Origin of the sequence: Nocardioides sp. zg-1308, assembly GCF_013155375.1 — a bacterium.
GTDB lineage: Bacteria > Actinomycetota > Actinomycetes > Propionibacteriales > Nocardioidaceae > Nocardioides > Nocardioides renjunii.
This window is the reverse complement of sequence record NZ_JABJQY010000002.1, coordinates 461,596-484,255: the sequence shown is the minus strand read 5'-3', so window position 1 is coordinate 484,255 and position 22,660 is coordinate 461,596. Positions and strand designations below refer to the sequence as shown.

At 73.9% G+C, this 22,660-nt stretch carries 22 protein-coding genes and 1 tRNA gene; 19 read left to right on the top strand and 4 right to left on the bottom strand.

All coding sequences use genetic code 11. From position 1 onward, the window contains the following. Positions 1-17 precede the first annotated feature (17 nt). From HN031_RS04105 to HN031_RS04075, 7 genes are all read left to right on the top strand, one after another. Complete coding sequence (locus HN031_RS04105) at positions 18-1,421, top strand: UTP--glucose-1-phosphate uridylyltransferase (RefSeq protein WP_172266716.1); 1,404 nt, start codon at positions 18-20, stop codon at positions 1,419-1,421. After that, on the top strand, positions 1,414-2,655 hold the full coding sequence (glp, locus tag HN031_RS04100) for a gephyrin-like molybdotransferase Glp (protein WP_172266713.1): 1,242 nt from the start codon (positions 1,414-1,416) through the stop codon (positions 2,653-2,655). The genes HN031_RS04105 and glp overlap by 8 nt, the downstream gene beginning before the upstream one ends. Then, positions 2,655-3,137 carry a cyclic pyranopterin monophosphate synthase MoaC gene (gene moaC, locus HN031_RS04095; protein WP_172266708.1) on the top strand — a complete coding sequence of 161 codons (483 nt, stop codon included), beginning with the start codon at positions 2,655-2,657 and terminating at the stop codon, positions 3,135-3,137. Before glp ends, moaC begins: the two co-directional genes overlap by 1 nt. After that, positions 3,134-3,610, top strand: a complete 477-nt coding sequence (locus HN031_RS04090) for a molybdenum cofactor synthesis domain-containing protein (protein WP_172266705.1) — start codon at positions 3,134-3,136, stop codon at positions 3,608-3,610. Before moaC ends, HN031_RS04090 begins: the two co-directional genes overlap by 4 nt. A 44-nt stretch (positions 3,611-3,654) precedes the next feature. Continuing rightward, positions 3,655-4,215 (top strand): GNAT family protein, encoded by a 561-nt coding sequence (locus tag HN031_RS04085; protein WP_322423179.1) that lies wholly within the window; start codon positions 3,655-3,657, stop codon positions 4,213-4,215. A 60-nt stretch (positions 4,216-4,275) separates the two neighbouring features. Then, positions 4,276-5,229, top strand: a complete 954-nt coding sequence (locus HN031_RS04080) for a hypothetical protein (RefSeq protein ID WP_172266702.1) — start codon at positions 4,276-4,278, stop codon at positions 5,227-5,229. A gap of 58 nt (positions 5,230-5,287) precedes the next feature. Then, positions 5,288-5,363: transfer RNA gene (locus HN031_RS04075), tRNA-Ala, on the top strand. 101 nt (positions 5,364-5,464) lie between these two features. On the opposite strand, the gene HN031_RS04070 is transcribed toward HN031_RS04075, so the two are convergent. Next, complete coding sequence (locus HN031_RS04070; protein WP_172266699.1) at positions 5,465-6,169, bottom strand: GAF domain-containing protein; 705 nt, start codon at positions 6,167-6,169, stop codon at positions 5,465-5,467. Between the two features lie 540 nt (positions 6,170-6,709). Next, positions 6,710-6,862: a hypothetical protein gene (locus HN031_RS04065; protein WP_172266696.1), complete on the bottom strand. Its 153-nt coding sequence runs from the start codon at positions 6,860-6,862 to the stop codon at positions 6,710-6,712. Between the two features lie 262 nt (positions 6,863-7,124). Between HN031_RS04065 and HN031_RS04060 the strand changes: the two genes are divergently transcribed. Beyond that, positions 7,125-7,736, top strand: a complete 612-nt coding sequence (locus HN031_RS04060) for a hypothetical protein (RefSeq protein ID WP_172266693.1) — start codon at positions 7,125-7,127, stop codon at positions 7,734-7,736. Between the two features lie 18 nt (positions 7,737-7,754). Here the strand turns inward: HN031_RS04060 and HN031_RS04055 are convergent, their stop codons facing one another. After that, positions 7,755-7,985: a hypothetical protein gene (locus HN031_RS04055; protein ID WP_172266690.1), complete on the bottom strand. Its 231-nt coding sequence runs from the start codon at positions 7,983-7,985 to the stop codon at positions 7,755-7,757. A 192-nt stretch (positions 7,986-8,177) separates the two neighbouring features. Continuing rightward, positions 8,178-9,746: a dolichyl-phosphate-mannose--protein mannosyltransferase gene (locus tag HN031_RS04050; RefSeq protein WP_172271233.1), complete on the bottom strand. Its 1,569-nt coding sequence runs from the start codon at positions 9,744-9,746 to the stop codon at positions 8,178-8,180. A 169-nt stretch (positions 9,747-9,915) separates the two neighbouring features. Here HN031_RS04050 and HN031_RS04045 point away from each other — a divergent pair, with 169 nt between their 5' ends. The 11 genes from HN031_RS04045 (at position 9,916) to HN031_RS03995 (ending at position 22,647) form a co-directional block, all read left to right on the top strand. Beyond that, positions 9,916-11,745 carry a PKD domain-containing protein gene (locus tag HN031_RS04045; RefSeq protein ID WP_172266687.1) on the top strand — a complete coding sequence of 610 codons (1,830 nt, stop codon included), beginning with the start codon at positions 9,916-9,918 and terminating at the stop codon, positions 11,743-11,745. Positions 11,746-11,752: 7 nt separating this feature from the next. Further along, on the top strand, positions 11,753-12,583 hold the full coding sequence (gene rsmI / locus HN031_RS04040) for a 16S rRNA (cytidine(1402)-2'-O)-methyltransferase (RefSeq protein WP_172266684.1): 831 nt from the start codon (positions 11,753-11,755) through the stop codon (positions 12,581-12,583). Further along, complete coding sequence (locus HN031_RS04035) at positions 12,570-13,481, top strand: TatD family hydrolase (RefSeq protein ID WP_172266681.1); 912 nt, start codon at positions 12,570-12,572, stop codon at positions 13,479-13,481. The genes rsmI and HN031_RS04035 overlap by 14 nt, the downstream gene beginning before the upstream one ends. Before the next feature lie 265 nt (positions 13,482-13,746). Then, the gene (locus HN031_RS21830) at positions 13,747-14,886 is read left to right on the top strand and encodes a transglycosylase family protein (RefSeq protein WP_367650643.1); all 1,140 of its coding nucleotides are present in this window, start codon (positions 13,747-13,749) and stop codon (positions 14,884-14,886) included. Between the two features lie 43 nt (positions 14,887-14,929). Beyond that, the gene (gene rsmA / locus HN031_RS21300) at positions 14,930-15,805 is read left to right on the top strand and encodes a 16S rRNA (adenine(1518)-N(6)/adenine(1519)-N(6))-dimethyltransferase RsmA (RefSeq protein WP_172266678.1); all 876 of its coding nucleotides are present in this window, start codon (positions 14,930-14,932) and stop codon (positions 15,803-15,805) included. Beyond that, complete coding sequence (locus HN031_RS04020) at positions 15,802-16,701, top strand: 4-(cytidine 5'-diphospho)-2-C-methyl-D-erythritol kinase (RefSeq protein ID WP_172266675.1); 900 nt, start codon at positions 15,802-15,804, stop codon at positions 16,699-16,701. The genes rsmA and HN031_RS04020 overlap by 4 nt, the downstream gene beginning before the upstream one ends. Positions 16,702-16,793: 92 nt before the next feature. Next, positions 16,794-17,291 (top strand): hypothetical protein, encoded by a 498-nt coding sequence (locus HN031_RS04015; protein ID WP_172266672.1) that lies wholly within the window; start codon positions 16,794-16,796, stop codon positions 17,289-17,291. A gap of 46 nt (positions 17,292-17,337) precedes the next feature. After that, complete coding sequence (locus HN031_RS04010; RefSeq protein ID WP_172266669.1) at positions 17,338-18,879, top strand: flotillin family protein; 1,542 nt, start codon at positions 17,338-17,340, stop codon at positions 18,877-18,879. 52 nt (positions 18,880-18,931) lie between these two features. Continuing rightward, complete coding sequence (locus HN031_RS04005) at positions 18,932-20,797, top strand: ABC-F family ATP-binding cassette domain-containing protein (RefSeq protein WP_172266666.1); 1,866 nt, start codon at positions 18,932-18,934, stop codon at positions 20,795-20,797. Positions 20,798-20,890: 93 nt separating this feature from the next. Further along, positions 20,891-21,850 carry an ABC transporter ATP-binding protein gene (locus tag HN031_RS04000; protein WP_172266663.1) on the top strand — a complete coding sequence of 320 codons (960 nt, stop codon included), beginning with the start codon at positions 20,891-20,893 and terminating at the stop codon, positions 21,848-21,850. After that, the gene (locus HN031_RS03995; RefSeq protein WP_172266660.1) at positions 21,850-22,647 is read left to right on the top strand and encodes an ABC transporter permease; all 798 of its coding nucleotides are present in this window, start codon (positions 21,850-21,852) and stop codon (positions 22,645-22,647) included. Before HN031_RS04000 ends, HN031_RS03995 begins: the two co-directional genes overlap by 1 nt. The last annotated feature ends 13 nt before the right edge of the window (positions 22,648-22,660 follow it).

The window sequence follows — 22,660 nt, the reverse complement described above, 5'->3', positions numbered from 1 at the left end:
CAGCCTACGATCGAAGCATGGCAAGCAAGGGCAACCCCCGCGGCCTCCAGCTCGCACGCGAGAAGATGCGACAGGCCGGCGTCGACGAGGTCGCGATCGACACCTTCGCGCACTACTACCGACTGCTCGAGCACGGTGAGACCGGCATGATCGCCGAGGACACCATCGAGCCGCTCGACATGGAGGCGCTGGCCGACGTCGACGTCCCCGGGGACACCGCGGCGGAGGCGATCCGCAGCACCGCGGTCATCAAGCTCAACGGCGGCCTCGGCACGTCGATGGGGATGGACCGGGCGAAGTCGCTGCTGTGCGTGCGCCGCGGCCTGAGCTTCCTCGACATCATCGCCCGGCAGGTGCTGCACCTCCGCCAGGAGTACGACGCCACCCTGCCGCTGCTCTTCATGAACTCCTTCCGCACCTCGGCCGACACCATGGCGGCGCTGGCCCGCTACGACGACCTGCCCGTCGAGGGCCTGCCGCTGGAGTTCCTCCAGAACAAGGAGCCCAAGCTCCTCGAGGCCGACCTCATGCCGGCCGCCTACCCCAAGGCGCCGGACCTGGAGTGGTGCCCGCCCGGCCACGGCGACATCTACACCGCGCTGCGTGGCACCGGCCTGCTGACCCGCCTGATCGACGCCGGCTACCGCTACGCCTTCGTCTCCAACTCCGACAACCTCGGCGCCGTCCCGGACGCGCGGGTGGCCGGCTGGTTCGCGGGCAGCGGGGCTCCCTTCGCCATCGAGGCCGTGCGGCGCACGCCCTCGGACCGCAAGGGCGGCCACTTCGCACGCCGCAAGCAGGACGGCCGGATCGTGCTGCGCGAGTCCGCGCAGACGCTCGACAGGGACCGCGAGGCGCTGGCCGACCTGACCCGCCACAAGTTCTGCTCGACCAACAACCTCTGGTTCGACCTGCAGGCGATGGTCGAGGCCCTCGACGCCCGCGGCGGCATCCTCGGCCTGCCGCTGATCCGCAACGTCAAGACGCTCGACCCGGCCGACCCGACGACGCCGAAGGTCATCCAGGTCGAGACCGCGATGGGCGCCGCGATCGAGGTCTTCGAGGGCGCGCGCACGATCGAGGTGAGCCGCGAGCGGTTCGTCCCGGTGAAGACGACCGACGACCTGCTCGTGCTGCGCTCCGACGTCTACCAGCTCGGTCGCGACTTCGTGCTCGACCAGTCGGGTGACGAGGTGCCCTACGTCTCGCTGGACGGCGACTTCTACAAGCTGGTCGGCGACTTCGACAAGCGGTTCCCCGAGGGTGCGCCGTCGCTGCGCGAGGCCGACTCGTTCACCGTCCACGGCGACTGGACCTTCGGGCGCGACGTGAAGGTCGTCGGCGACGTCACCCTGAGCGCCAAGGCGGCCAAGCGGGTCGAGGGCGGCACCGTCCTCGACGAGCAGGAGCAGCATGGCTGACGCGGTGCCCGGCCTGCTCCCCGTCGCCGACCACGTCGAGCGCATCCTCGCCACCGTCTCCCCGCTCCAGGCGTTCCCGCAGCCCCTCATGGAGGCCCTCGGGCTCGCGCTGGCCGAGGACGTCGTCGCGCCCATCTCGTTGCCGAGCTTCGACAACTCCGCGATGGACGGCTACGCCGTGGTCGCCGACGACGTGGCCGGCGCGAGCGAGGACGAGCCCGTGACGCTCCCGGTGGTCGGCGAGATCGGCGCCGGCCAGTCGTCCATCCTCGCGATGTCGCCCGGCACGGCGGTCAAGATCATGACCGGCGCCCCCGTCCCGGCGGGTGCGACCACCGTCGTCCCCTACGAGTGGACCGACCGCGGCGTGGTGAGCGTCCGCATCTCGCGCCCGGCCGTCCCCGGCCAGCACATCCGTCCGACCGGCGACGACATCACCGAGGGCGACATGCTGCTCGAGGAGGGCACGGTCCTCGGGCCGCGGCACCTCGGCATGCTCGCCGCCGTCGGGCGTGCGACCGTCCGGACGCGGCCGCGCCCCCGGGTGGTCGTGATCTCGACCGGCTCGGAGCTCCGCGACCCGGGCACCCCGCTCGGCCACGACTCCATCTACGACGGCAACTCCTACCTCCTCGCGGCCGCGGCGCGAGCCGCCGGCGCCATCGCCTACCGCGTCGGCATCGTCCCGGACGAGGCGCACGCCTTCACCGAGTCGCTGAGCGACCAGCTGGTGCGCGCCGACATCGTCGTGACCAGCGGGGGAGTGAGCGAGGGCGACTTCGACGTCGTCAAGGAGTCGCTGTCGCAGCACGGCACGATGTGGTTCGGCGGGGTCGGCATGCAGCCCGGCAAGCCGCAGGGCTTCGGCACGATCGGCGAGGACGACACCCCCGTCTTCACCCTGCCGGGCAACCCGGTCTCCTCCTACGTCTCCTTCGAGATGTTCGTGCTCCCGGCGATCCGCCGGATGATGGGCAAGCTGCCCTACGTCCGGCCCACCGCCCGGGCCCGCCTCACCCACGGCCTGTCCTCGCCCGCGGGCAAGGTGCAGCTCGTCCGCGGGCTCCACGAGACCGACCGCGGCGGCACCTTCGTCTCACCGGTCGGCGGCCACGGCTCGCACCTGATCGGGGACCTGGCCACGGCCAACTGCCTCATCGAGGTGCCCGCCGACGTCACCGCGATCCAGGCCGGCGAGATGGTCGCCATCCGCCGTCTCGACGAGGAGTTCTGATGGGGCCGTCCACGCCCGAGCGGCTGACGCACGTCGACGAGACGGGCGCGGCGCGCATGGTCGACGTCGGCGACAAGGCCGTCACCGCGCGTACGGCGACCGCGACCGGGCGGGTGCTCGTCAGCCCGGCGGTCGTCGAGCTGCTCCGCGGGGAGGGCGTGCCGAAGGGCGACGCCCTTGCGGTGGCGCGCGTGGCCGGGATCATGGGCGCCAAGCAGACCCCGGCCCTCGTCCCGCTCTGCCACCCGCTGTCCCTCTCGGGCGTCACGGTGGACCTGGCCGTCACCGACGCGTCGGTGGACATCACCGCGACCGTGCGCACCACCGACCGCACCGGCGTGGAGATGGAGGCCCTAACCGCCGTCTCGGTGGCCGCGCTGACCGTCGTCGACATGGTCAAGGCCGTCGACAAGGCCGCCGTGATCACCGACATCCGCGTCGAGGCCAAGAGCGGCGGCCGCTCGGGGGACTGGTCCCGGTGAGCCTGCGCGCCTGCGTCGTCGTCGCGTCCAACCGAGCCGCTGCCGGCGTCTACGCCGACGAGACCGGACCCCTGATCGCCGACTGGCTCCGCGGGCAGGGCTTCCAGTGCGACGATCCGGCCGTGGTCCCCGACGGCGACCCGGTGCGCGACGCGATCTCCGCCGCCGTCGCCGACGGCGCCCGGGTCGTGCTCACCACCGGCGGCACCGGCCTCACCCCCACCGACCGCACCCCCGAGGCCACCGCGCCGCTGCTCGACCGCCAGGTGCCGGGCATCGCGGAGGCCGTCCGGGCCGCCGGGCTCGCGAAGGGCGTCCCCACGGCGATGCTCTCGCGCGGCCTCGCCGGCATCGCGGGCGACTGCCTCGTGGTCAACCTGCCGGGCTCGCGCGGCGGCGTCAAGGACGCGCTGGGCGTGCTGGAGCCCGTGCTGGCCCATGCGGTCGAGCAGGTCGTCGGGAGCGACCACTGAGCGCGGCTCCCGGCTGGCCCGCCCGTCTCCAGTCGCAGGGCGTCGTGGTCCGGTCGCTGCGCAGGGCCGACGCCGACGAGTGGCGCGACGTCCGCGCCCGCAACCACGACTGGCTGCGGCCGTGGGACGCGACGGTCCCGCCCGGCGCGGCCCCGCGCCCGTCGTCGTACAAGATCGTCACCCGCTCGCTGCTCCACCAGGCCCGGCGCGGGCAGTGCCTGCCGTTCGTCATCGAGGTCGACGGCGCGTTCGCCGGCCAGGTGACGGTGAGCAACGTCGCCCGCGGCTCGGCCCAGTGGGGGTCGATCGGCTACTGGGTGTCCGCCGAGGTCGCCGGTCGGGGCGTGGCGCCCCGCGCAGTCGCGATGGTCATCGACCACTGCCTCGGGCCGGTCGGCCTGCACCGCCTGGAGGTCTGCGTCCGCCCGGAGAACACCAGCTCGCTGCGGGTGGTCGAGAAGCTCGGCCTGGAGCAGGTCGGCTACGCACCCCGCTTCCTGCACATCGACGGCGCCTGGCGCGACCACCGGATCTTCGCGGTCACGGCCGAGGAGGCACCGGAGGGTGTGCTGGCCCGGCTCCCGACACACCAGTCACACCAGTAGTTCTGCGACACACCACTTGACATCCGTCCCGGTCGTGCCCCGCGCTCCTACGCTTCGGGCGTGGACCTGAGCGCTCTCATCTTCGTCGCCCTTGCCGTGGCGTGGGCCGTCTACCTGATCCCCAAGGCCCTCAAGCACCACGACGAGGTCGTGCGCAGCCGGTCGGTCGAGAAGTTCTCCCACACCATGCGGGTCCTCGCGCGCCGTGAGCCCGTCGACCGGCGCAACGCCCGCCTCGTGGTCACCCCCACCCGCGCGGGCTCGCGCCCCCAGGTCGAGACCAAGGCCCGGGTGGCGCCCGACACCGTGGTCGCCGCGTCCGTGACCACCTCCGTGACCCGCTCGGTCGACACGACCGTCTCCGTCGCCCGCACGCCCTCGCCAATCACGCGCGCCTCCGCGCGCCGCGCCGCCAGGCGTCGCCGCACCGTGCTGGGACTGGTCGTCCTGGTCAACCTCGTCGTCATCGCCCTCGCCGCCGCCTCGGTCGTCGCCTGGCCCTGGGTCGCCGCCCCGGTCGCCCTCCTGGTCGCCTGGCTGGTGGCGTGCCGCGTCTCCGTCCGGGCCGAGCGCCACCGGCGCGACACCCGGTCCGCCATCGAGGTCGGCCGGCCGCGCATCGACGAGGAGCCCGGGGACGACGTCGACCTCACCGGCGAGCTCCCGGCGACCCCGTCGCAGCCGCGTACGCCCGACGCCCCCGCGCGGCCCGCCGAGGCGGGCCCGTCGGAGGTCCCGGCCCCGGCGGCGCAGACCCCGGCTGCCGAGTCCCCGGCGGTGACCACCGGCGAGATCCAGGTGGTCGGCGGCTGGGACATGGTGCCCACAACGCTGCCGACCTACGTCGGCAAGCCGGTCGCCCAGCGGCGTACGGTCTCGACCATCGACCTCGACTCCACGGGCGTGTGGTCCAGCGGCCACAACGACGAGGACTCGGCCCTGGCGCGCTCGGCCGAGCAGTCCGCCCGGGCGGCCCGCGAGGCCGACGGGACCCGCCGCGCGAGCGGTGCCTGAGCCGATTCGGTGAGCCCCCGAGGGCTCGTGTATCTTGGCGTCGCGCCGTGAGGCGCATGGGGCTGTGGCGCAGTTGGTAGCGCGTCTCGTTCGCAATGAGAAGGTCAGGGGTTCGAATCCCCTCAGCTCCACCACGCAAGGCAACGCCCCTCGCCGGGACTCCGGTCGAGGGGCGTGTTGCGTCGCGGCCCCGCCAGCCGCTCGGGGCGATCAGGGGCTGCCCGGGCCGGGCGACTCAGTCGTCGTGGTGGATCTCGATGATGACCCGCGCGAGCCGGCTCACCTGGACGCCGGCCCGGGCGGCCGAGTCCTCGAGCTGCTCGCGCGCGACCTCGACCGAGACCCGGCGGTGGGCGGCGAGGATCCCGGTGGCCGTCTCGACCAGCGCCTCCTCGCGCATCAGCGCCGGCGCCTGCTCGGCGACGAGGCGGGTGGAGAAGGCGAGGTCGGCGTTGGTGACCGCGCCCGGTGCCCACGCGCGGAAGACCTCGGCGAGGCGGGCGTGCTTGCCGTCGAAGGTGTGCTCGGAGCTGCCGTAGAGGTTCACGGTCCCGGTCAGGCGGCCTGCGCCTCCCATGATCGGGAACGTGAGCGTGCTGTGCACTCCGGCCGCTGCCGTGGCCTGGGCGAAGGAGCGCCACCGCGGCTCGCTGAAGAGGTCCTCGGAGGTCGTGGCGATCCCCTCGCCCGCGTCGGCGACGTCGACGCACGGCCCGCTGCTGAGGTACTGCACGCCGTCGAGCGCGGCGATCTCGTCGTCGGTCGCGACGAGGGTGAAGGTGAGCCCGTGCTCCCGGGAGGCGACGCTGGCGCCGACGAGACCGGGCGCGAGGCGCTGGGCGGACGCCGTGGCGCGGCAGAGGCCCACGAGGAGGGTGCCGTCGTCGTGGAGGGCGTCCAGCTCGGCGAGGGCCTCGAGCGTCTCGGGGATGGGCTTCATGGCGTGCCGTACCCCTGACCGGGTGCCCCATGTGGGGGTGACCGCCCCACGGTCAGCGATGACGCACCGATGGGCCAGGTCGTTCGCGGGCACCCTGGGCACCTGCGCTGCAGAGCCTACGGGCTGACGGGCGTCCTGTCCGGCGAACGCGAGGAACCACCTCGAGCGGGGAGACGCCCGGCGGGAGGCGTGGAGGGGGCGGCCCAGGTGCCCGCTTCTTGAGCACCCGGGCCTGGGCCTCCGGGCACCTGTTGCCGAACCCGGTGGCCTGCCGCGCCGTACCCGACGGCAGGTGGTCCGATGCCCGACTTTGGGATGAAGGCGCGGGCTCGTCCGCCGGTCCCGCTCCCGCTCGGCGACCGCCTCGGGTCCGGTGGACCCGGCCGGCGCATGTGGGGGACGGTGCCGGCCGGGCCCCGCGCGGCCGTGGCAGGGGGTGTGCCGGCTCGCGCATCCGAGGTGTAGCGGGGACCTCCATCGTGCCCCCGCCGCGGTCCCCCGTCCATACCTGCCGGGGTGAGCCGGCGACCGGGCCGATGGTCAGGGGCGGGTGCGGGTGCGCTGCCCCCGGTGGGAGGGCGCCTGCCGTGCCTTGTTCTGCGGGTCGATCGCGGTCAGGAGGACCAGCAGGGCCGCCAGCCCGGCCAGCACGCCGAAGACCATGAGCAGGCCGGCGCTGATGTCGTTCGCCATCGGGATCAACTTTCGCGGGAGGAGGATTCCTCCGCAGGTACCCGCGCCATCGGGGCACATGAAGCCCGCCCACCCGCAGGAAGGGACGCCGGCGCTCGTGGGGGTGAGCCCGGGGGGACCCCGCCGGCCGGCTGCTTGACCGGCGGGGTCGAGTGGGGCCCTCCCCCGGCGCGGTCGACGGTGGCCCGTACCCCGTCGCCGTCGTCGTACGCGTGGGGCCACCGGCGTCGAGGCGCGCGCGTCCCGGCGCTACGGTCGGGTCGTGGCCGACTTCCAGCGCATCGTCGTGGTCAGCACGCGGGCGAGCACTGCTGACGTCGACCGGGTGCGCGCAGGGCTGGGCTCGACGGCCGTGGTGCTGACGGCGCCGACGGCCGAGGCGAAGCGGGTGGTGCAGGGACTCGGCCGCGCGCCGGTGCCCGAGGTCGTGCTGACGCCGGTGAGCTATCCCGACGCCGACCGCGGGCACCGGCTCGACGCCGTCGTCCGGCTCCATGCGGTGGCGGACCGCTTCCGCGACGTCGTCGTGGTCGCCGACCCCGCGACGGTCGTCCTGCTGCTGCGCGCGCTCGCACCCGACCAGCTCGCCGAGGGCGGACCGGTCACCGAGGTCGGCCTCCCGCGCGGGCCTCGGCCCGTGCCGCTGGGCCCGGCGGCTGCCGGCGGCGTGGCGCTCGCCGTGGTCGCGGGCGTCGCGGGGCTCGTCGTCCCGGTCTGGCTGCTGCCGGCCCTCGTCGTGGCCGCCGGGCTGGTCCTGCTCGTCGTGCCGGGACGGCGTCACCTCGGGTACGCGCTGCTGATCGCGACCGGCGTGGCCGCGATCGTCACCCTGCTGGCCATCGCCGGGTCGGACCGGTTCCCCGGCGCCTGGTGACCCTGGGCCGGGCCGGGCTCAGCCCTTGCGGGGACCGAAGAGCAGGCCGCGCACGACGCTGCGGCGCGGTCGCGGGACGGCCGGTGCGGGCCACCAGTCGAGGCTGGCGTGACCGGAGCGGTTGAAGCCCTCGCGGTAGACGAAGTGGTCGCCGCACGCGCAGACCCAGCGCTCGCCGACCTCGCGGTCGACGCCGCGGGTCGGTGCTCCCTCGGTCTCCAGACAGATGTGGATGATCGTGGACTCCATCGCGGCCCCCTCCCGGCGTCGCTCCCGAGCTGCTCGGGTTTGTCCATGGTGCCGCCCCCGCCAGCCGGAGGGCCATGGGCGTCGGCAAAATTCCGGCCCACCTTGACGAAAACTCGGAAATCGCGCTCGCGGTGCACTAGGTGGTCTGGCCCGGTGGGTCCCCGCCGCCCAGGACGGCCGGTGCTGCCGGCGTCAGATCCAGCGCCGGAACCAGATCCGGGCGTCCCACTCCGGCTTGGTCAGCAGCACGTCGGTCCACACGGGCCAGAACCAGGCGAAGGCGATGAGAGCCAGCACGGTGTAGCTCCCGGCGACCACCACGCCGAAGGTGCGGCGGGGGGTGGGCACGTCCGAGCGTCCGATCAGGTGGCCCATCGCCAGGGCGACCGAGAGCACGAGGAACGGCAGACAGGTGATGGCGTAGAAGAAGAAGATCGGCCGGTCGTCGTAGAGGAACCAGGGCAGCCAGGTGCTGGCCAGGCCCATCACGGCGACGCCGTGGCGCCAGTCCCGGGCGCCGATCCACAGCAGGAGCGAGGCGACCATCGCCAGGCAGCCGCCCCACCAGACCACCGGGTTGCCGAGCAGCAGGACCTGCCGGATGCAGCTCGAGCCGCTCGGTGCGTCGCAGCCCTGCGACCCGGGCTGGATGTCGGTCTGGGCGTCGACCCCGACCGGTCGTCCCATGACGAGCCACGTCGACGGCCTCGACGCGTAGACGTGGGTGGAGTCGTCGAGGAAGTGGCTGTGGAAGGTGTAGACGTCCTGGTGGTAGGACCACAGCGACCGGAGCGACTGGGTGACCTCGCCGAGGCCCTCGGCGTCCGGCTCGCCGGCCGTCGGCCACGCCTGGCCGCCGCCGTACGACGTGTACTGCGTGTTGCTGAGCGCCTGCTCGTAGGCGTCGGCGTTCATCAGCCAGCCGGTCCACGAGGCGACGTAGGTGGCCAGTGCCACGCCGACGAGCGCCAGGAAGGCGGGGATCCCGTCGAGGATCACCGAGCGGAGCAGCGGTCGTCGCTCGCCGAACGCGCGACGCGCGCCCGCGCTCCACAGCCACGCCAGGAGGCCGAAGACGGCGAGCGCATAGGCCGCCGACCACTTGGTGCCGCACGCGAGGCCGAAGGCGACCCCGCCGGCGAGCAGCCACGGCCGCCACCACCCACGCGACCTGCCGGCCGCCAGCCGGTCGCGCAGCCACTGGCGGTCGGCGACCACGCAGTGCACGCCGCACAGGATGAAGAAGGCCAGGAAGATGTCGAGCAGGGCCAGGCGGGACAGCACCAGCTGCAGGCCGTCGATCGACAGCAGGAGCCCGGCGACGAGGCCCAGCACGGTGGAGCCCGTCACCCGCCGCACGAAGCGGCACATGAGGAGCACCATCAGGGCGCCCACGACCGCCGACGCCATGCGCCACCCCGACGGGTCCATCCCGAACGCCTTGATGCCCCCGGCGATGAGCCACTTGCCGACCTCGGGGTGGACGACCATCGAGGGCCCGTCCTCCCACAGCCCCATCGGGCTGCCGTTGAGGATCGTCTTGTCGGCGTCCTCGACGTAGGTGCGGACGTAGCCGAAGCGGAGCAGCGACCAGGCGTCCTTGGCGTAGTAGGTCTCGTCGAAGGAGAACTGGTGCGGGACGCCGAGGTGCCAGCGACGCAGGAAGAACGCCAGGCTCGCCAGGCAGATGGCGCCGACCCAGCCGAGCAGCGGGTCCTCGGACCGCCAGCGCGGACGGTTCCGCTCGGCGGCGCTCGGCATCACGACGCGAACTCTAGCCAGAGGCGCCCGGCCCACCGCGTCCGCGCGCGGACCGGGCTGTCCACGCCGGAGCGTGGCCCCTTGACGTGGCGCTGGTCACCTCGGAGACTCATCCAGGTTCAAGAGTGCGAACCGCGTTCGACATCGCGTATCGTCTCGGGAGGTCCTCATGCCACGCACCGCCAGATCAGCCGTCCGCCCGGGCCACGCGCTGCGCGCGGTCCTGGCCGCCCTGGCGCTGGTGTCGGCTGGCCTGGCCGGGGTCGTCGTCGCGTCGTCCTCCACCGCCCTCGTCACGGCTGCGGGCACGTCGGCGGACGTCGGGCGTACGTGGGTGGTGGACGCGGTCGACCCGCTTCCCAACGACGGCACCCTCAACCGCTGGGAGTCCGCCGACACCGGTACGTTCGTCGTCACCATCGCGGTCGGCGACACCGTCGAGTGGCAGTTCGACCGCGCCACCCAGGGCCACGACCTCACCTCGCAGCCTCCTGCGAGCACGACCGAGACCTCCTGGAGCCAGCCCCTCGCGGAGTACCGCGACCCCGGCGGGCAGCCGGTGCGTCGCACCTTCACCGAGCCCGGGACCTACCGCTACATCTGCTCGATGCACGGCTCGTCGATGTCCGGGCTGGTGATCGTGGTGCCCGCCGGCGACAACGCGTCGCCGACGGCCGCCCCGGTCGTCTCACCGACCTCGGGGGAGGCGCCGCTGGTCGTGCACGCGACCGCGAACGCAGCCGACCCCGACGGCGACGTCCCCACCGTCTCGTGGGACTTCGGCGCGGGTGGTCCGGTGGCCCACACCGACCACGCGATGTTCGAGTACCGCACCCCGGGCCAGTACGTCGCCCGCCTCCGCGTGAGCGACGGGCGAGGTGGCCTGCGGGTCGAGGAGTTCCCGATCACGGTCACCGGCGAGGGCGGCCCGACCGACCCCGAGCCGCCGCCGGGTGACGGTGCGCTGCCGACGATCGACGCCCTCGCCGCCCCGGCCCGGGGAGCCGCGCCGCTCGCGGTGGCCTTCTCGACGCAGGTGACCACCCGCGGCGCCCTGCACGCCTACTCGGTGGGTCTCGAGGCCTACCCCGCGCTGACCGGCGAGGCCGTCATGGTGCGGAGCCGGGGGAGGACCCACACGTCGCTGCAGGTCAGCGGCACCAAGCCGGGCGCCCGGCACGCGGCGGTGCACGTGCACGAGCGGGCCTGCGCCGACGAGCTCGGGGGCGCGCACTTCCGCTTCGACACCGACCAGCCGTTCGCCGAGCCCAACGAGATCTGGCCCCTCTTCACCTCCGACGCGGCGGGCGCGAGCGGCCTGGTGGAGGTCACCAAGCCGCTGCGGGCGGGGCCGTCGGCGGTGTCGCTCGTCGTGCACGACCCCGACAACGCGGCGCGGCGCATCGGGTGCGCGGACCTCGCACCCGGCACCGCCGACCTCACCTACAGCTGGAGCTTCGGAGACGGCACCACGGGCACCGGTGCGGACCCCGACCACACCTACGCGGCTCCCGGCACCTACACGGCCACCGTGACGGTGGGCCACGGGTCCGGCGCCCACTCCGGGCACGGGTCGGTGAGCGACAGCGTGCAGGTCGTCGTGGCCGGTGACGTGCCCCCGACGGTGACGCCGCCCGTCCCGCCCGTCGCCACCCCGCCGGTCCCGCCGGTCCCGCCGGTTGGGGTCACCCCACCGGTCGTCGACGCGGCCGGTCCCCGCATCACCCGACCCACCCCGCGCGGCACGGTCCGCTCCGCGCGGCCGACCGTCCGGGTGCGGGTCCTGGACCGGGAGTCGCAGCTGCGTCGGCGCGACCTCGTGCTGCGGCTCGACGGCCGACCCGTGGCCGGACTGGCGTACGACGCCGCGCGGCACGTGGTGCGGTGGCGGCCGGCGAGGGCGCTGGCCCCCGGGCGTCACGTCCTGCGGCTGGTGGCCCTCGACCGGGCCGGCAACCGGTCGACCGCCACGTGGAGGTTCGTCGTCCGCCTGCGATGATCGACCCATGGCTGGCGTCCTGGTCCTCGCGGGCACCCCGATCGGGCAGGCCGGCGACGCGCCGCCCCGGCTGGCCGCCGAGCTGTCCGGCGCCGACGTCGTCGCGGCCGAGGACACCCGCCGCCTCAAGCGCCTGTGCACCGACCTCGACATCACGCTGTCGGGGCGCGTCGTGTCCTACTTCGAGGGCAACGAGCAGGCCCGCACCCCGGCGCTGCTCGAGGCGCTGCTCGCCGGCGACCGCGTCGTGCTCGTCACCGACGCCGGCATGCCGAGCGTCTCCGACCCGGGCTACCGGCTGGTGGCTGCCGCGGTCGAGCACGACGTCCGCGTGACCGCGGTCCCCGGCCCGAGCGCGGTCCTCACCGCCCTCGCCGTCAGCGGCCTCCCGGTCGACCGGTTCTGCTTCGAGGGCTTCCTGCCGCGCAAGGCCGGCGAGCGCGGTCGCCGCCTCGCCGCACTGGCTTCTGAGGAGCGGACCATGGTGTTCTTCGAGGCGCCGCACCGCACCGAGGCCGCGCTCGCCGCGATGGCGGAGGCGTTCGGCGACGACCGCGCCGCCGCGGTGTGCCGCGAGCTCACCAAGACCCACGAGGAGGTCCGGCGGGGTCCGCTCGGCGACCTCGTCGGCTGGGCCGCCGACGGCGTGCGCGGCGAGGTGACCGTCGTGGTCGAGGGATCGAGCGGAGCGCCGGCCGTGGCGGGCGACCCCGGCTCGCTGCGCGCCGCGGTCGCCGACCTCGAGGCCGCCGGCTCCACCCGCAAGGAGGCCATCGCCGAGGTCGCCAAGCGCGCCGGGCTCCCCAAGCGAGAGGTCTACGACGTTGTCCACCGCTGACCCGGCCGAGCCCGGGGGCCCGACGCGCAGCCGCGCCGCCACCGAGGAGGGATCGGGCGCCCGCCGCGACCGGGAGCGCCCGCCGGCGCCCGAGCCGCTGCCGCACCCGGTCGTCGACAACCACTGCCACCTCGACATCGCCGACGGCGACTGGCTCGGCGTCGAGGACGCCCTCGCCGCCGCGACCGCCGTCGGCGTGCCCCGGATCGTGCAGATCGGCTGCGACCTGCCGGGCGCGCGGTGGGCGGTCGCCGCGGCGGCCGAGCACGACGCGCTCGTCGCCGGCGTCGCGCTGCACCCCAACGAGGCGCCCCGACTGGCCGCGACCGGCGACCTCGACGCGGCGCTCGAGGAGATCGAGCGGCTCGCCACGGCGCACGACAAGGTGCGCGCCATCGGCGAGACGGGCCTCGACCACTTCCGCACCGGCGAGGACGGCCGGGCCGCACAGGAGGAGAGCTTCCGCCGCCACATCGACCTCGCCAAGCGGCTCGGCAAGACGCTGGTGATCCACGACCGCGACGCCCACGACGACGTGCTGCGCGTCCTCGACGAGGAGGGCGCCCCGGAGCGCTGGGTGATGCACTGCTTCTCCGGCGACGACGCGTTCGCACGCCGGTGCCTGGACCGGGGCGCCCACCTCAGCTTCGCCGGGACCGTCACCTTCAAGAACGCCGCACCGCTGCGCAACGCCCTCGCCGTCACCCCGCGCGACCGGCTGCTGGTGGAGACCGACGCCCCCTTCCTGACGCCGACGCCGTGGCGGGGACGGCCCAACGCGTCCTACCTCGTGCCGCACACCGTGCGGGCCATGGCCGAGGTGCTGCACGCCGACCTGGAGGAGCTCTGCCGGGCGATCGACGCCAACACCGAGGCCGCCTTCGGCGGCTCCTGGTGATGGACGAGCGCCCCTCCTGCGCCCGCCCGGGTGACCCGGATCTCGCCCGATTTTGGCCGTTCGAGTTTGCGTCAGGGGGTCCGGTCGTTATCGTCTTGTGATTGTTGGCCGGGATCGGGACTGATGTCCGGCAGCACGAGGACCGGATCGGGCCGGTTCTGCGAGACCCCCGCTCGCACGTCGTACGGCGCCACCCGGCTGCCGCACACGCCCAGGTGGGGGCGTGCTGCCACCGAGGCCCGGGAAGAACGACGTTCGGAGAATCGTGCGCTCTCGTCTCGCGCAGCTCAGCAGGTCCAGGACCGTCCTGGCGACCCTCGTGGCGGTCGTCGCCGCAGCGGTCGTCGGCACGACAGTCGGCTACTCGGCCCTCAGCAAGGACGTGACCCTCAGCCTCGACGGGCGCACCCTCGAGGTGAGCGCCTTCGGCGACACCGTCGGTGACGTGCTCGCCGCCGAGGGCATCGAGGTCACCGACAAGGACCTGGTCGCCCCGGCGGTCGACGAGGCCGTCCGCGACGGCTCGGCGATCGCCGTGCAGTTCGGGCGCCCGCTCGAGCTCTCCGTGGACGGTGAGTCCCGGACCTACTGGGTCAACAGCACCGACGTGGCCACCGCGCTCGGCGAGATCGGCCGCCGCTTCGAGGGCGCCGACCTCTCCGCCAGCCGCAGCTCGTCCATCGGTCGCAGCGGGCTCTCGCTCGCCGTCGTCACCCCCAAGGTCGTGCGCCTCAAGCTCGGCGGCAAGCAGCTGCGCCAGCGCAAGGTCACCGCGCTGACCGTCGGCGAGGTGCTGGAGTCCATGCGCTACGACCTCGACCGGCACGACAAGGTCACCCCCTCGCTCGGCACCGAGGTCGCCGACGGCGACAAGGTCGTCGTCACCGACATCCGCATCGCCACGAAGAAGGTGGGCCGCGAGATCCTCGACGCACCGGTCATCGAGCGCGAGGACGCCTCGATGCTCGAGGGCGAGGAGGAGGTCGTCCGCGAGGGCCGCGACGGCGTCCGCTCCGTCACCTACCGGCTGCGCTGGGTCAACGGCGACCTCGTCGCCCGCAAGGTCGTCCGCGCCGACCTCAAGGTCAAGGCCGTCCCGACGATCGTCGCCATCGGCACCAAGGAGGAGCCGGAGGAGCCGAGCTCGAACTTCGCCGGCGGCGACACGGTGTGGGACGCCCTCGCGCGGTGCGAGTCGGGCGGCAACTGGGCCATCAACACCGGCAACGGCTACTACGGCGGCCTCCAGTTCAGCCTCGGCACCTGGCGTGCCTACGGCGGCACCGGCTACCCCCACCAGGCCTCCCGCGAGACCCAGATCGCCGTCGCGACGCGCCTGCGCGACGCGACCGGCGGCTACGGATCGTGGCCCGGCTGCTCCGCCAAGCTCGGCCTGCCCCGCTGAGCCGACGGTCCTGCCGGCACGCCCCAGCCCCTAGGGTTCAGCCATGACGACCGACCCGGCTGGCCCGAGGCTCCTCGGGCCGGCCGAGGTGCGCAACCTCGCTGCCGAGCTCGACCTGCGGCCCACCAAGCAGCGCGGGCAGAACTTCGTGATCGACGCCAACACGGTGCGCCGGATCGTCCGCGAGTCGGGCATCACCGGCGACGACGTCGTCGTCGAGGTCGGCCCCGGCCTCGGCTCGCTGACGCTGGCGCTGCTCGAGGTGGCCCGGCGCGTGATCGCCATCGAGGTCGACCCGCTGCTCGCCGAGCGGCTGCCGGCCACCATCGCGTCGTACGCCCCGGCGCAGGCCGACCGCTTCGAGGTCGTGCTGGCCGACGCCATGCGGGTCGAGTCGGTGCCCGGCCCGCCGCCCACCGCGCTGGTGGCCAACCTGCCCTACAACGTGTCGGTGCCCGTGCTGATCCACCTGCTCACCCTGCTGCCGTCCCTCGAGCGCGGGCTCGTCATGGTGCAGGCCGAGGTCGCCGATCGGCTCGCCGCCGGTCCCGGGTCGAAGACCTACGGCGTGCCGAGCGTGAAGGCGGCCTGGTTCGCGGACGTACGCCGTGCCGGCGCGATCGGGCGCAACGTGTTCTGGCCGGCGCCCAACGTCGACTCCGGCCTGGTCGCCTGGACCCGCCGGGAGCCGCCGGTGACGACCGCGACGCGCGAGCAGGTCTTCGCCGTCGTCGACGCGGCGTTCGCGCAGCGGCGCAAGCAGGTCCGCGCCGCCCTGCGCGGCCTCGCCGGCTCGGCGGAGGCGGCCACCGCTGCGCTCGAGATCGCCGGCGTCGACCCCACGGCGCGGGGCGAGGTGCTCGACGTCGGCGACTTCGCCCGCATCGCCGAGGGGCTCTCCGCCGTGGGCGTCGCGTGAGCATCACGGTCCGGGCGGCCGCGAAGATCAACCTCCACCTCGGGGTCGGCCGCGCCCGGGAGGACGGGTTCCACCCGCTCGACACGGTCTACCAGGCGATCGGCATCCACGACGACCTCACCCTGACCGCGGCGGACGACCTCGGTGTCACGACCCACGTGGCCGCCCACATCGACCCGGCCGCCGTGCCGGACGGCCCCGACAACATCGTGCTCCGGGCGGCCCGGCTGCTCGCCGGGCACGCCGGAGTCCCCGCGACCGGCGCGTTCGAGGTGCGCAAGGACATCCCCGTCGCCGGCGGGATGGCCGGCGGCTCCGCCGACGCCGCGGCCGCGCTCGTGGCGTACGACCGCCTCCGTGACCTGCACACCTCCGACGACGACCTGCTCGCACTGGCCGCCGAGCTCGGCAGCGACATCCCCTTCTCGCTGGTCGGCGGTACGGCGCGCGGGACGGGACGCGGCGAGCAGGTGACGCCGGTCGAGGACCTGCACTCCTGGTGGTGGGTGGCGGTGCCGACGACCGAGGGGCTGTCCACGCCGGCCGTCTACGCGCACTTCGACCGGCTCCGGCCGGACGCGCCCGTCGTACCGGCCTCGGCCGAGCCGGTGCTCGCCGCGCTCGCGACGGGCGAGCCGCTGCGGCTCGCCCGGGCGCTGCACAACGACCTGCAGGAGCCGGCGATCGACCTGCGCCCCGAGCTCGGCGACCTCATCGCCCTCGGCGAGGCGGAGGGTGCGCTGCGCGGGATGGTCAGTGGCTCGGGGCCCACGGTGGTCTTCCTCTGCGACTCCGCGGACGGGGCCCGCGCCACGGCCGCCAGCCTGACGGGTGCGGGGCACGGGGTCGTGCTGACGGCCACCGGACCCGTCGCCGGCGCCCACGTGGTCGCCTGATCCGAGCCGGTTGGCATGAACTCCCGCCGACGGGGAAGCATGCCGCTATGTTGTCCGCGACACTCACGTCGCAGCGACCGGGGGGAGGCAACGTGACCGTGTTCCTGGTGGTCGGCGCGCTCGGCGTCGTGCTGCTGCTCGTGGCGCTCCTCGTCGGTGACGTCCTCGACGGTGCGCTGGAGGGCCTGGGCGCCGGGTTCTTCTCGACCGAGGCGCTCGCCGGCTTCCTCGGCGCCCTCGGCTTCGGCGGCGCCATCGCGCTCGAGGTCACCGGCTCCACGTCGCTCGCCGTGGTCGTCGGCGTCGTGCTGGGCGTGCTCCTCGCCGTGGCCGCCGCGAAGGCGTCGAGGTTCCTGCACGGCAGCGGCGAGACCGACACCGTCCGCACCTCCGACATGGTCGAGAAGATCGGCTCGGTCGTCAGCGCGATCCCCGACGGCGGCTTCGGTGTCGTCTCGATCAGCGTCGGCGGCCACATCACCCGCCTCAACGCCCGCTCGAGCACCGCCGTGCCCGCCGGCACCCAGATCAGCGTCACCCAGGTCATCTCGCCCACGGCCGTGCAGGTCGAACCGCTCTTCCTGCCCTGACCCGCCCCAGCCGCCCCACCCACTGCGCCCTCAAGGAGCACCGCACATGTTCGGACTGTCCCCGATCGTCACCGCCGTGATCGGCCTCGTCGTCCTCCTGGCGCTGCTCGCGCTGCTGGTGACGACGCGCTACAAGGTGGCCGGGCCCAACGAGGCGTTCATCATCACCGGACGCAAGGGCAAGGGCGAGGTGCGCAACCCGGAGACCGGCGAGATCTCCACCGACCTGTCCGGCCAGAAGGTCGTCATGGGCGGCGGCGTGTTCGTCATCCCGTTCGTGCAGCGGCTGGCCACGCTCGACCTGTCCTCACGGCGGATCTCGGTGCAGATCCGCGGCGCCGTCTCGGGCCAGGGCATCAAGCTCAACCTCGACGGCGTCGCGCTGGTCAAGGTCGGTGGCAACGAGGACTCGATCCGCGCGGCCGGGCAGCGATTCCTCAGCCAGCAGGCCGACATCGAGACCTTCACGCAGGAGGTCCTCGCCGGTGCGCTGCGCTCGATCGTCGGCTCCATGTCGGTCGAGCAGATCATCCGCGACCGCGCGGCCTTCGCCCAGCGCGTCGCCGAGGAGTCCGAGTCCTCGCTGACCGGCCAGGGCCTCGTGCTCGACACGTTCCAGATCCAGGACATCACCGACGACGGCTCCTACCTCGCCGACCTCGGCCGCCCCGAGGCCGCCAAGCTCAACCAGCTCGCGTCGATCGCCGAGGCCAACGCCCGGCAGGCCGCCGAGCAGGCCCGCATCGCCGCCGAGCAGGAGATCGCCGTCACCCAGCGGGCGCTCGCGCTCAAGAGCGCCGAGATCAAGGCCGAGACCGACGCCGCCAACGCGCAGGCGGCCGCCGCCGGACCGCTCGCCCAGGCCGACCGCGACCAGGCCATCCTCCTCGAGCAGGAGAAGGTCGCCGTGCGCCAGGCCGCCCTCAAGGAGCGCCAGCTCGACACCGAGGTCCGCAAGCCGGCCGACGCCGAGCGCTACCGCGTCGAGACCGAGGCCCAGGGTCGCCGCAGCTCGGCGATCCTCGAGGCCGAGGCCCGCAAGGCCGCGTCCATCGCCAACGCCGAGGCCGAGGCCGAGAAGGCGCGGCTCACCGGTGAGGGCGAGAAGTCCCGCCGGTCCGCCCTCGCCGAGGCGGAGGCCATCGAGGGCGCCAAGCGCGGCGAGGCCGAGAAGGCCCGCCGTGTCGCCGAGGCCGACGCCCTCCGCGCCGAGGGTGAGGCCCAGGGCGCCGCGATCCTGGCCGCCGGGCAGGCCGAGGCGGAGGCCATGGACAAGAAGGCAGCCGCCTTCGCCGGCTACAACGAGGCCGCCGTGCTGCAGATGCTGATCGAGGTCATGCCCAAGGTGGCCGCCGAGCTGGCCCGCCCGATGGGCCAGATCGACAAGCTGACCGTGATCTCCTCCGACGGGGCCGGCGAGCTGCCCAAGCAGGTGACCACCAACCTGGTCCAGACGATGGAGCTGCTCAAGACCACCACCGGGCTCGACGTGGAGTCGCTGATCGAGAAGTACTCCGGCACCAACGGCTCGACGGCGAGCTTGGCCGCGGCGCCCCCGGCCGGTCCGGTGGGTCCCGCCGCCGACTGACGAGGTCGCCGGTGCGGCGCGCCGGGGGTTCGCCTGAGAGGATCGCCCCGACATGGCGAACCTCATCAACCTCGAGCGGGTCTCGAAGTCCTACGGCGTCCGGCCCCTCCTCGACAACGTCTCGCTCGGCATCTCGGTGGGGGAGCGGGTCGGCGTCGTCGGCCGCAACGGTGACGGCAAGACCACGCTCCTCGAGGTGATGACCGGGCTCGAGGAGCCCGACTCGGGCCGGGTCTCGCGCACGCGCGGCGTCGAGATCGGCTACCTCCACCAGGGCGACGAGCTCGTCGACACCCACACCGTCCGCGAGGCGGTGCTGGGCGGTCGCGCCGACCACGAGTGGGCGGCCGACACGACCACCCGGCAGGTGGTCGAGGAGCTGCTCGCCGGCGTCGCCCTCGACCGGGAGGTCGTCGGGCTGTCGGGCGGTGAGCGCCGCCGGTGCGCCCTGGCCGCCCTGCTGCTCTCCCGCCACGACCTGGTCGTGCTCGACGAGCCGACCAACCACCTCGACGTCGAGGCCGTCGCGTGGCTCGCCTCGCACCTCGTCAGCCTGCCCAGCGCGTTGATCGTCGTCACCCACGACCGGTGGTTCCTCGACGAGGTCTGCCAGACCACGTGGGAGGTCCACGACGGCGCGGTCGACTCCTACGAGGGCGGCTACGCGGCGTACGTGCTGGCCAAGGCCGAGCGCCAGCGCCAGGCCGCCGCGTCCGAGACCCGGCGGATGAACCTGGCCCGCAAGGAGCTCGCCTGGCTGCGGCGCGGCCCGCCGGCGCGTACGTCGAAGCCGAAGTTCCGCATCGACGCGGCCAACGCCCTCATCGACGACGTACCTCCTCCGCGCGACCGGATGGAGCTCCAGCGCTTCGCCAGCCAGCGGCTCGGCAAGGACGTCGTCGACATCGAGGACGTCGACCTCGCGCGCGGGGAGAAGGTGCTGCTCGAGCACGCCACGTGGCGCATCGGTCCCGGCGACCGGGTCGGCATCGTCGGCATCAACGGCGCCGGCAAGACCTCGCTCCTCTCGTTGATCTCGGGTGCGCTGCCGCCCGACGTCGGTCGCGTGAAGCACGGCCGCACCATCGCGATGCAGTACCTGACCCAGGCGCTCGACGAGATCGACCCCGAGGCCCGGGTGCTGCCGACCGTGGAGTCGATCCGGCGGGTGACGAAGACGCTCGACGGGCAGGAGCTCACCGCGACGTCGATGCTCGAGCGCTTCGGGTTCACCGGCGACCGGCTGACTGCCCGGCTCGGTGACCTGTCCGGTGGCGAGCGCCGCCGCTTCCAGCTGCTCAAGCTGCTGCTCACCGAGCCCAACGTGCTGTTGCTCGACGAGCCGACCAACGACCTCGACATCGACACGCTCAACGTGCTCGAGGACTTCCTCGACTCGTGGCCCGGCACGCTCGTCGTGGTCTCCCACGACCGCTACTTCCTCGAGCGGGTCACCGACTCGGTGTGGGCCCTGCTCGGCGACGGGCAGGTCTCGATGCTCCCGCGCGGGGTGGACGAGTACCTCGAGCGGCGGTCCGCGATGCAGGCCGCCGCCGACGCGGGTGGTGGCGGCACCTCGCAGCCTGCAGGCCCCGCGACGCGCGAGGTGCCGCCACCCTCCGCGGGTGGTGGCGGCACCTCGTCGTCGCCGAGCGCCTCCACGGGCGATGTGCCGCCACCCCCGGGCAAGGCGCGTCCCGGCAGCGCGGAGGACCGCGCCGCCCGCAAGATCCTGGCGCGGGTGGAGAAGCAGCTCGAGCGCATCGCCGTACGCGAGGCGGAGCTGCAGGCCGAGATGGAGGCCAACCTCACCGACTACGACCTGCTGGCGCGTGTCGGCGGTCAGCTCTCCGAGCTGGCGGCGGAGAAGGAGGAGCTCGAGCTGGAGTGGCTCGAGGCCTCCGAGGTCGTCGAGTAGGGGCCGACGCCGGTCCGTCTCCACCCCCGGGCAGAGGCACAGATCTGTCCGTGAGCCGATGCGTCCGGGCGGCGGGACGCGAAGCATGGGGGCATGACCTCCACTGATCCCGTGGTCGCCGTGCGCGGCCTCACCAAGTCCTACGACGGCCGGGTCGTCGTCGACCACCTCGACCTCGACGTCCGCCCCGGCGAGGTGGTCGGGCTGATCGGCGCCAACGGCGCCGGCAAGACCACGGCCGTCGAGTGCATCCAGGGCCTGCGCCGCCCCGACGGCGGCACCATCCGGGTGCTCGGGCTCGACCCGGTCCGGGACGCCGGCACGCTGCGCCCGCTGATCGGCAGCCAGCTGCAGAGCTCCGGGCTTCCCGACCGCCTGCGCGTCGCCGAGGCCGTCGAGCTGTTCTCCGGCCGTCGCGCACGCGACGGCGACGCGCTCCTCGAGCGGTTCGGCCTCGGCCACCGCCGCCGCTACGCCTTCGGCACCATGAGCGGCGGCGAGCGACAGCGACTCTTCCTCGTGCTGGCCCTGCTCAACCAGCCGCGGCTCGTCATCCTCGACGAGCTGACCCAGGGTCTCGACCCGGCCGCCCGCCGGGAGGTCTGGAGCGCCGTGTCGCAGCTGCGCGACGCGGGCACCACGGTGCTGCTGGTGACCCACGAGCTGGACGAGGCCGAGGAGCTGTGCGAGCGCGTCGTCGCCATGCGTGCGGGCCAGGTCCTCGACGCCGGCACGCCCGCCGAGCTGGTGGCGCGGCACGCGAGCTGGGCCACGGTGCGGTTCGCGCTGCCCGCCGGCCGGGCCGCCGACGCGATGGCGACGCTGCGGGCGCTTCCCGGCGTCACGGACGTGGCGCGCCACGGCGACCAGGTCACCGTGCACGGCGACCGGGCCGTGATCGCCCACACCGGGGCGTGGCTGCTCGGCCGGGGCCGGGTCCCCGACGACCTGCGGGTCGAGGTCCCCGACCTCGAGACCGCCCTGCTCGCCCTCCTCGATGCCCCCGTCGTTGCCCGCCTCGATGCACCCCACGACCTGACCGGAGCCGCCTGATGTCCACGCCCACCCTTGCCCACGACGCCCCGCCCGCCGCCGCTGCTGCACCGGCCCGCCGGCACCGCTCGGCGACCCGGCGCCTGGTGACCGCGGAGCTCCGGCTCCTGCTGCGCGACCCGATGACCCTCACCTTCGTGCTCGTGTTCCCGGTGGTGACGATGCTGATCATCGGCGGCTCGTTCGGCACCGAGCCCGACGACGCCTTCCCGGTCAACCCGTCACACTGGTACGTCGCGTCGTACTTCACCGTCGTCATCGGCGCGACCGGGCTCATCATGCTGCCGGTCCACATCGCCTCCTACCGCGAGCGCGGCGTGCTGCGCCGCCTGGCCGCCTCCGGCTTCCCCCGGTGGTCCTTCGCGCTGGCCCAGCTCGTCGTCGCCCTCGTCGCGATCGCCGTCGCCGGCGCGCTGCTGCTGGCCGTCGCGGCACCCGTGTACGGCGTGCCGGACGTCGAGCAGCCGGTGCGGGCGGCGCTCGGAGTGCTGGCCGGGTCGGTGGCCTTCGTCAGCCTCGGCGTGCTGCTCGGGACCCTGCTGCCCTCGGCCCGCGCCGCGCAGGCGATCGGCCTGCTGATGTTCTTCCCCTCCTTCCTGCTCGGCGTGGGCGGTCCGCCGCCGGCGGTGATGAGCCCGGCGCTGCGCTCGCTGTCGGACTGGCTGCCGCTGGCCCTGGCCAACGAGGCGATCCGCCAGCCGTGGCTCGGCCTCGGCAACGCGACCGGCACGCTCGCCGTCGTGGTGGGGCTCGCCCTGGTCACCACGGCGCTCGCCGCGCGACGTACGGCGCTGTGACCGTAGGGTCGAC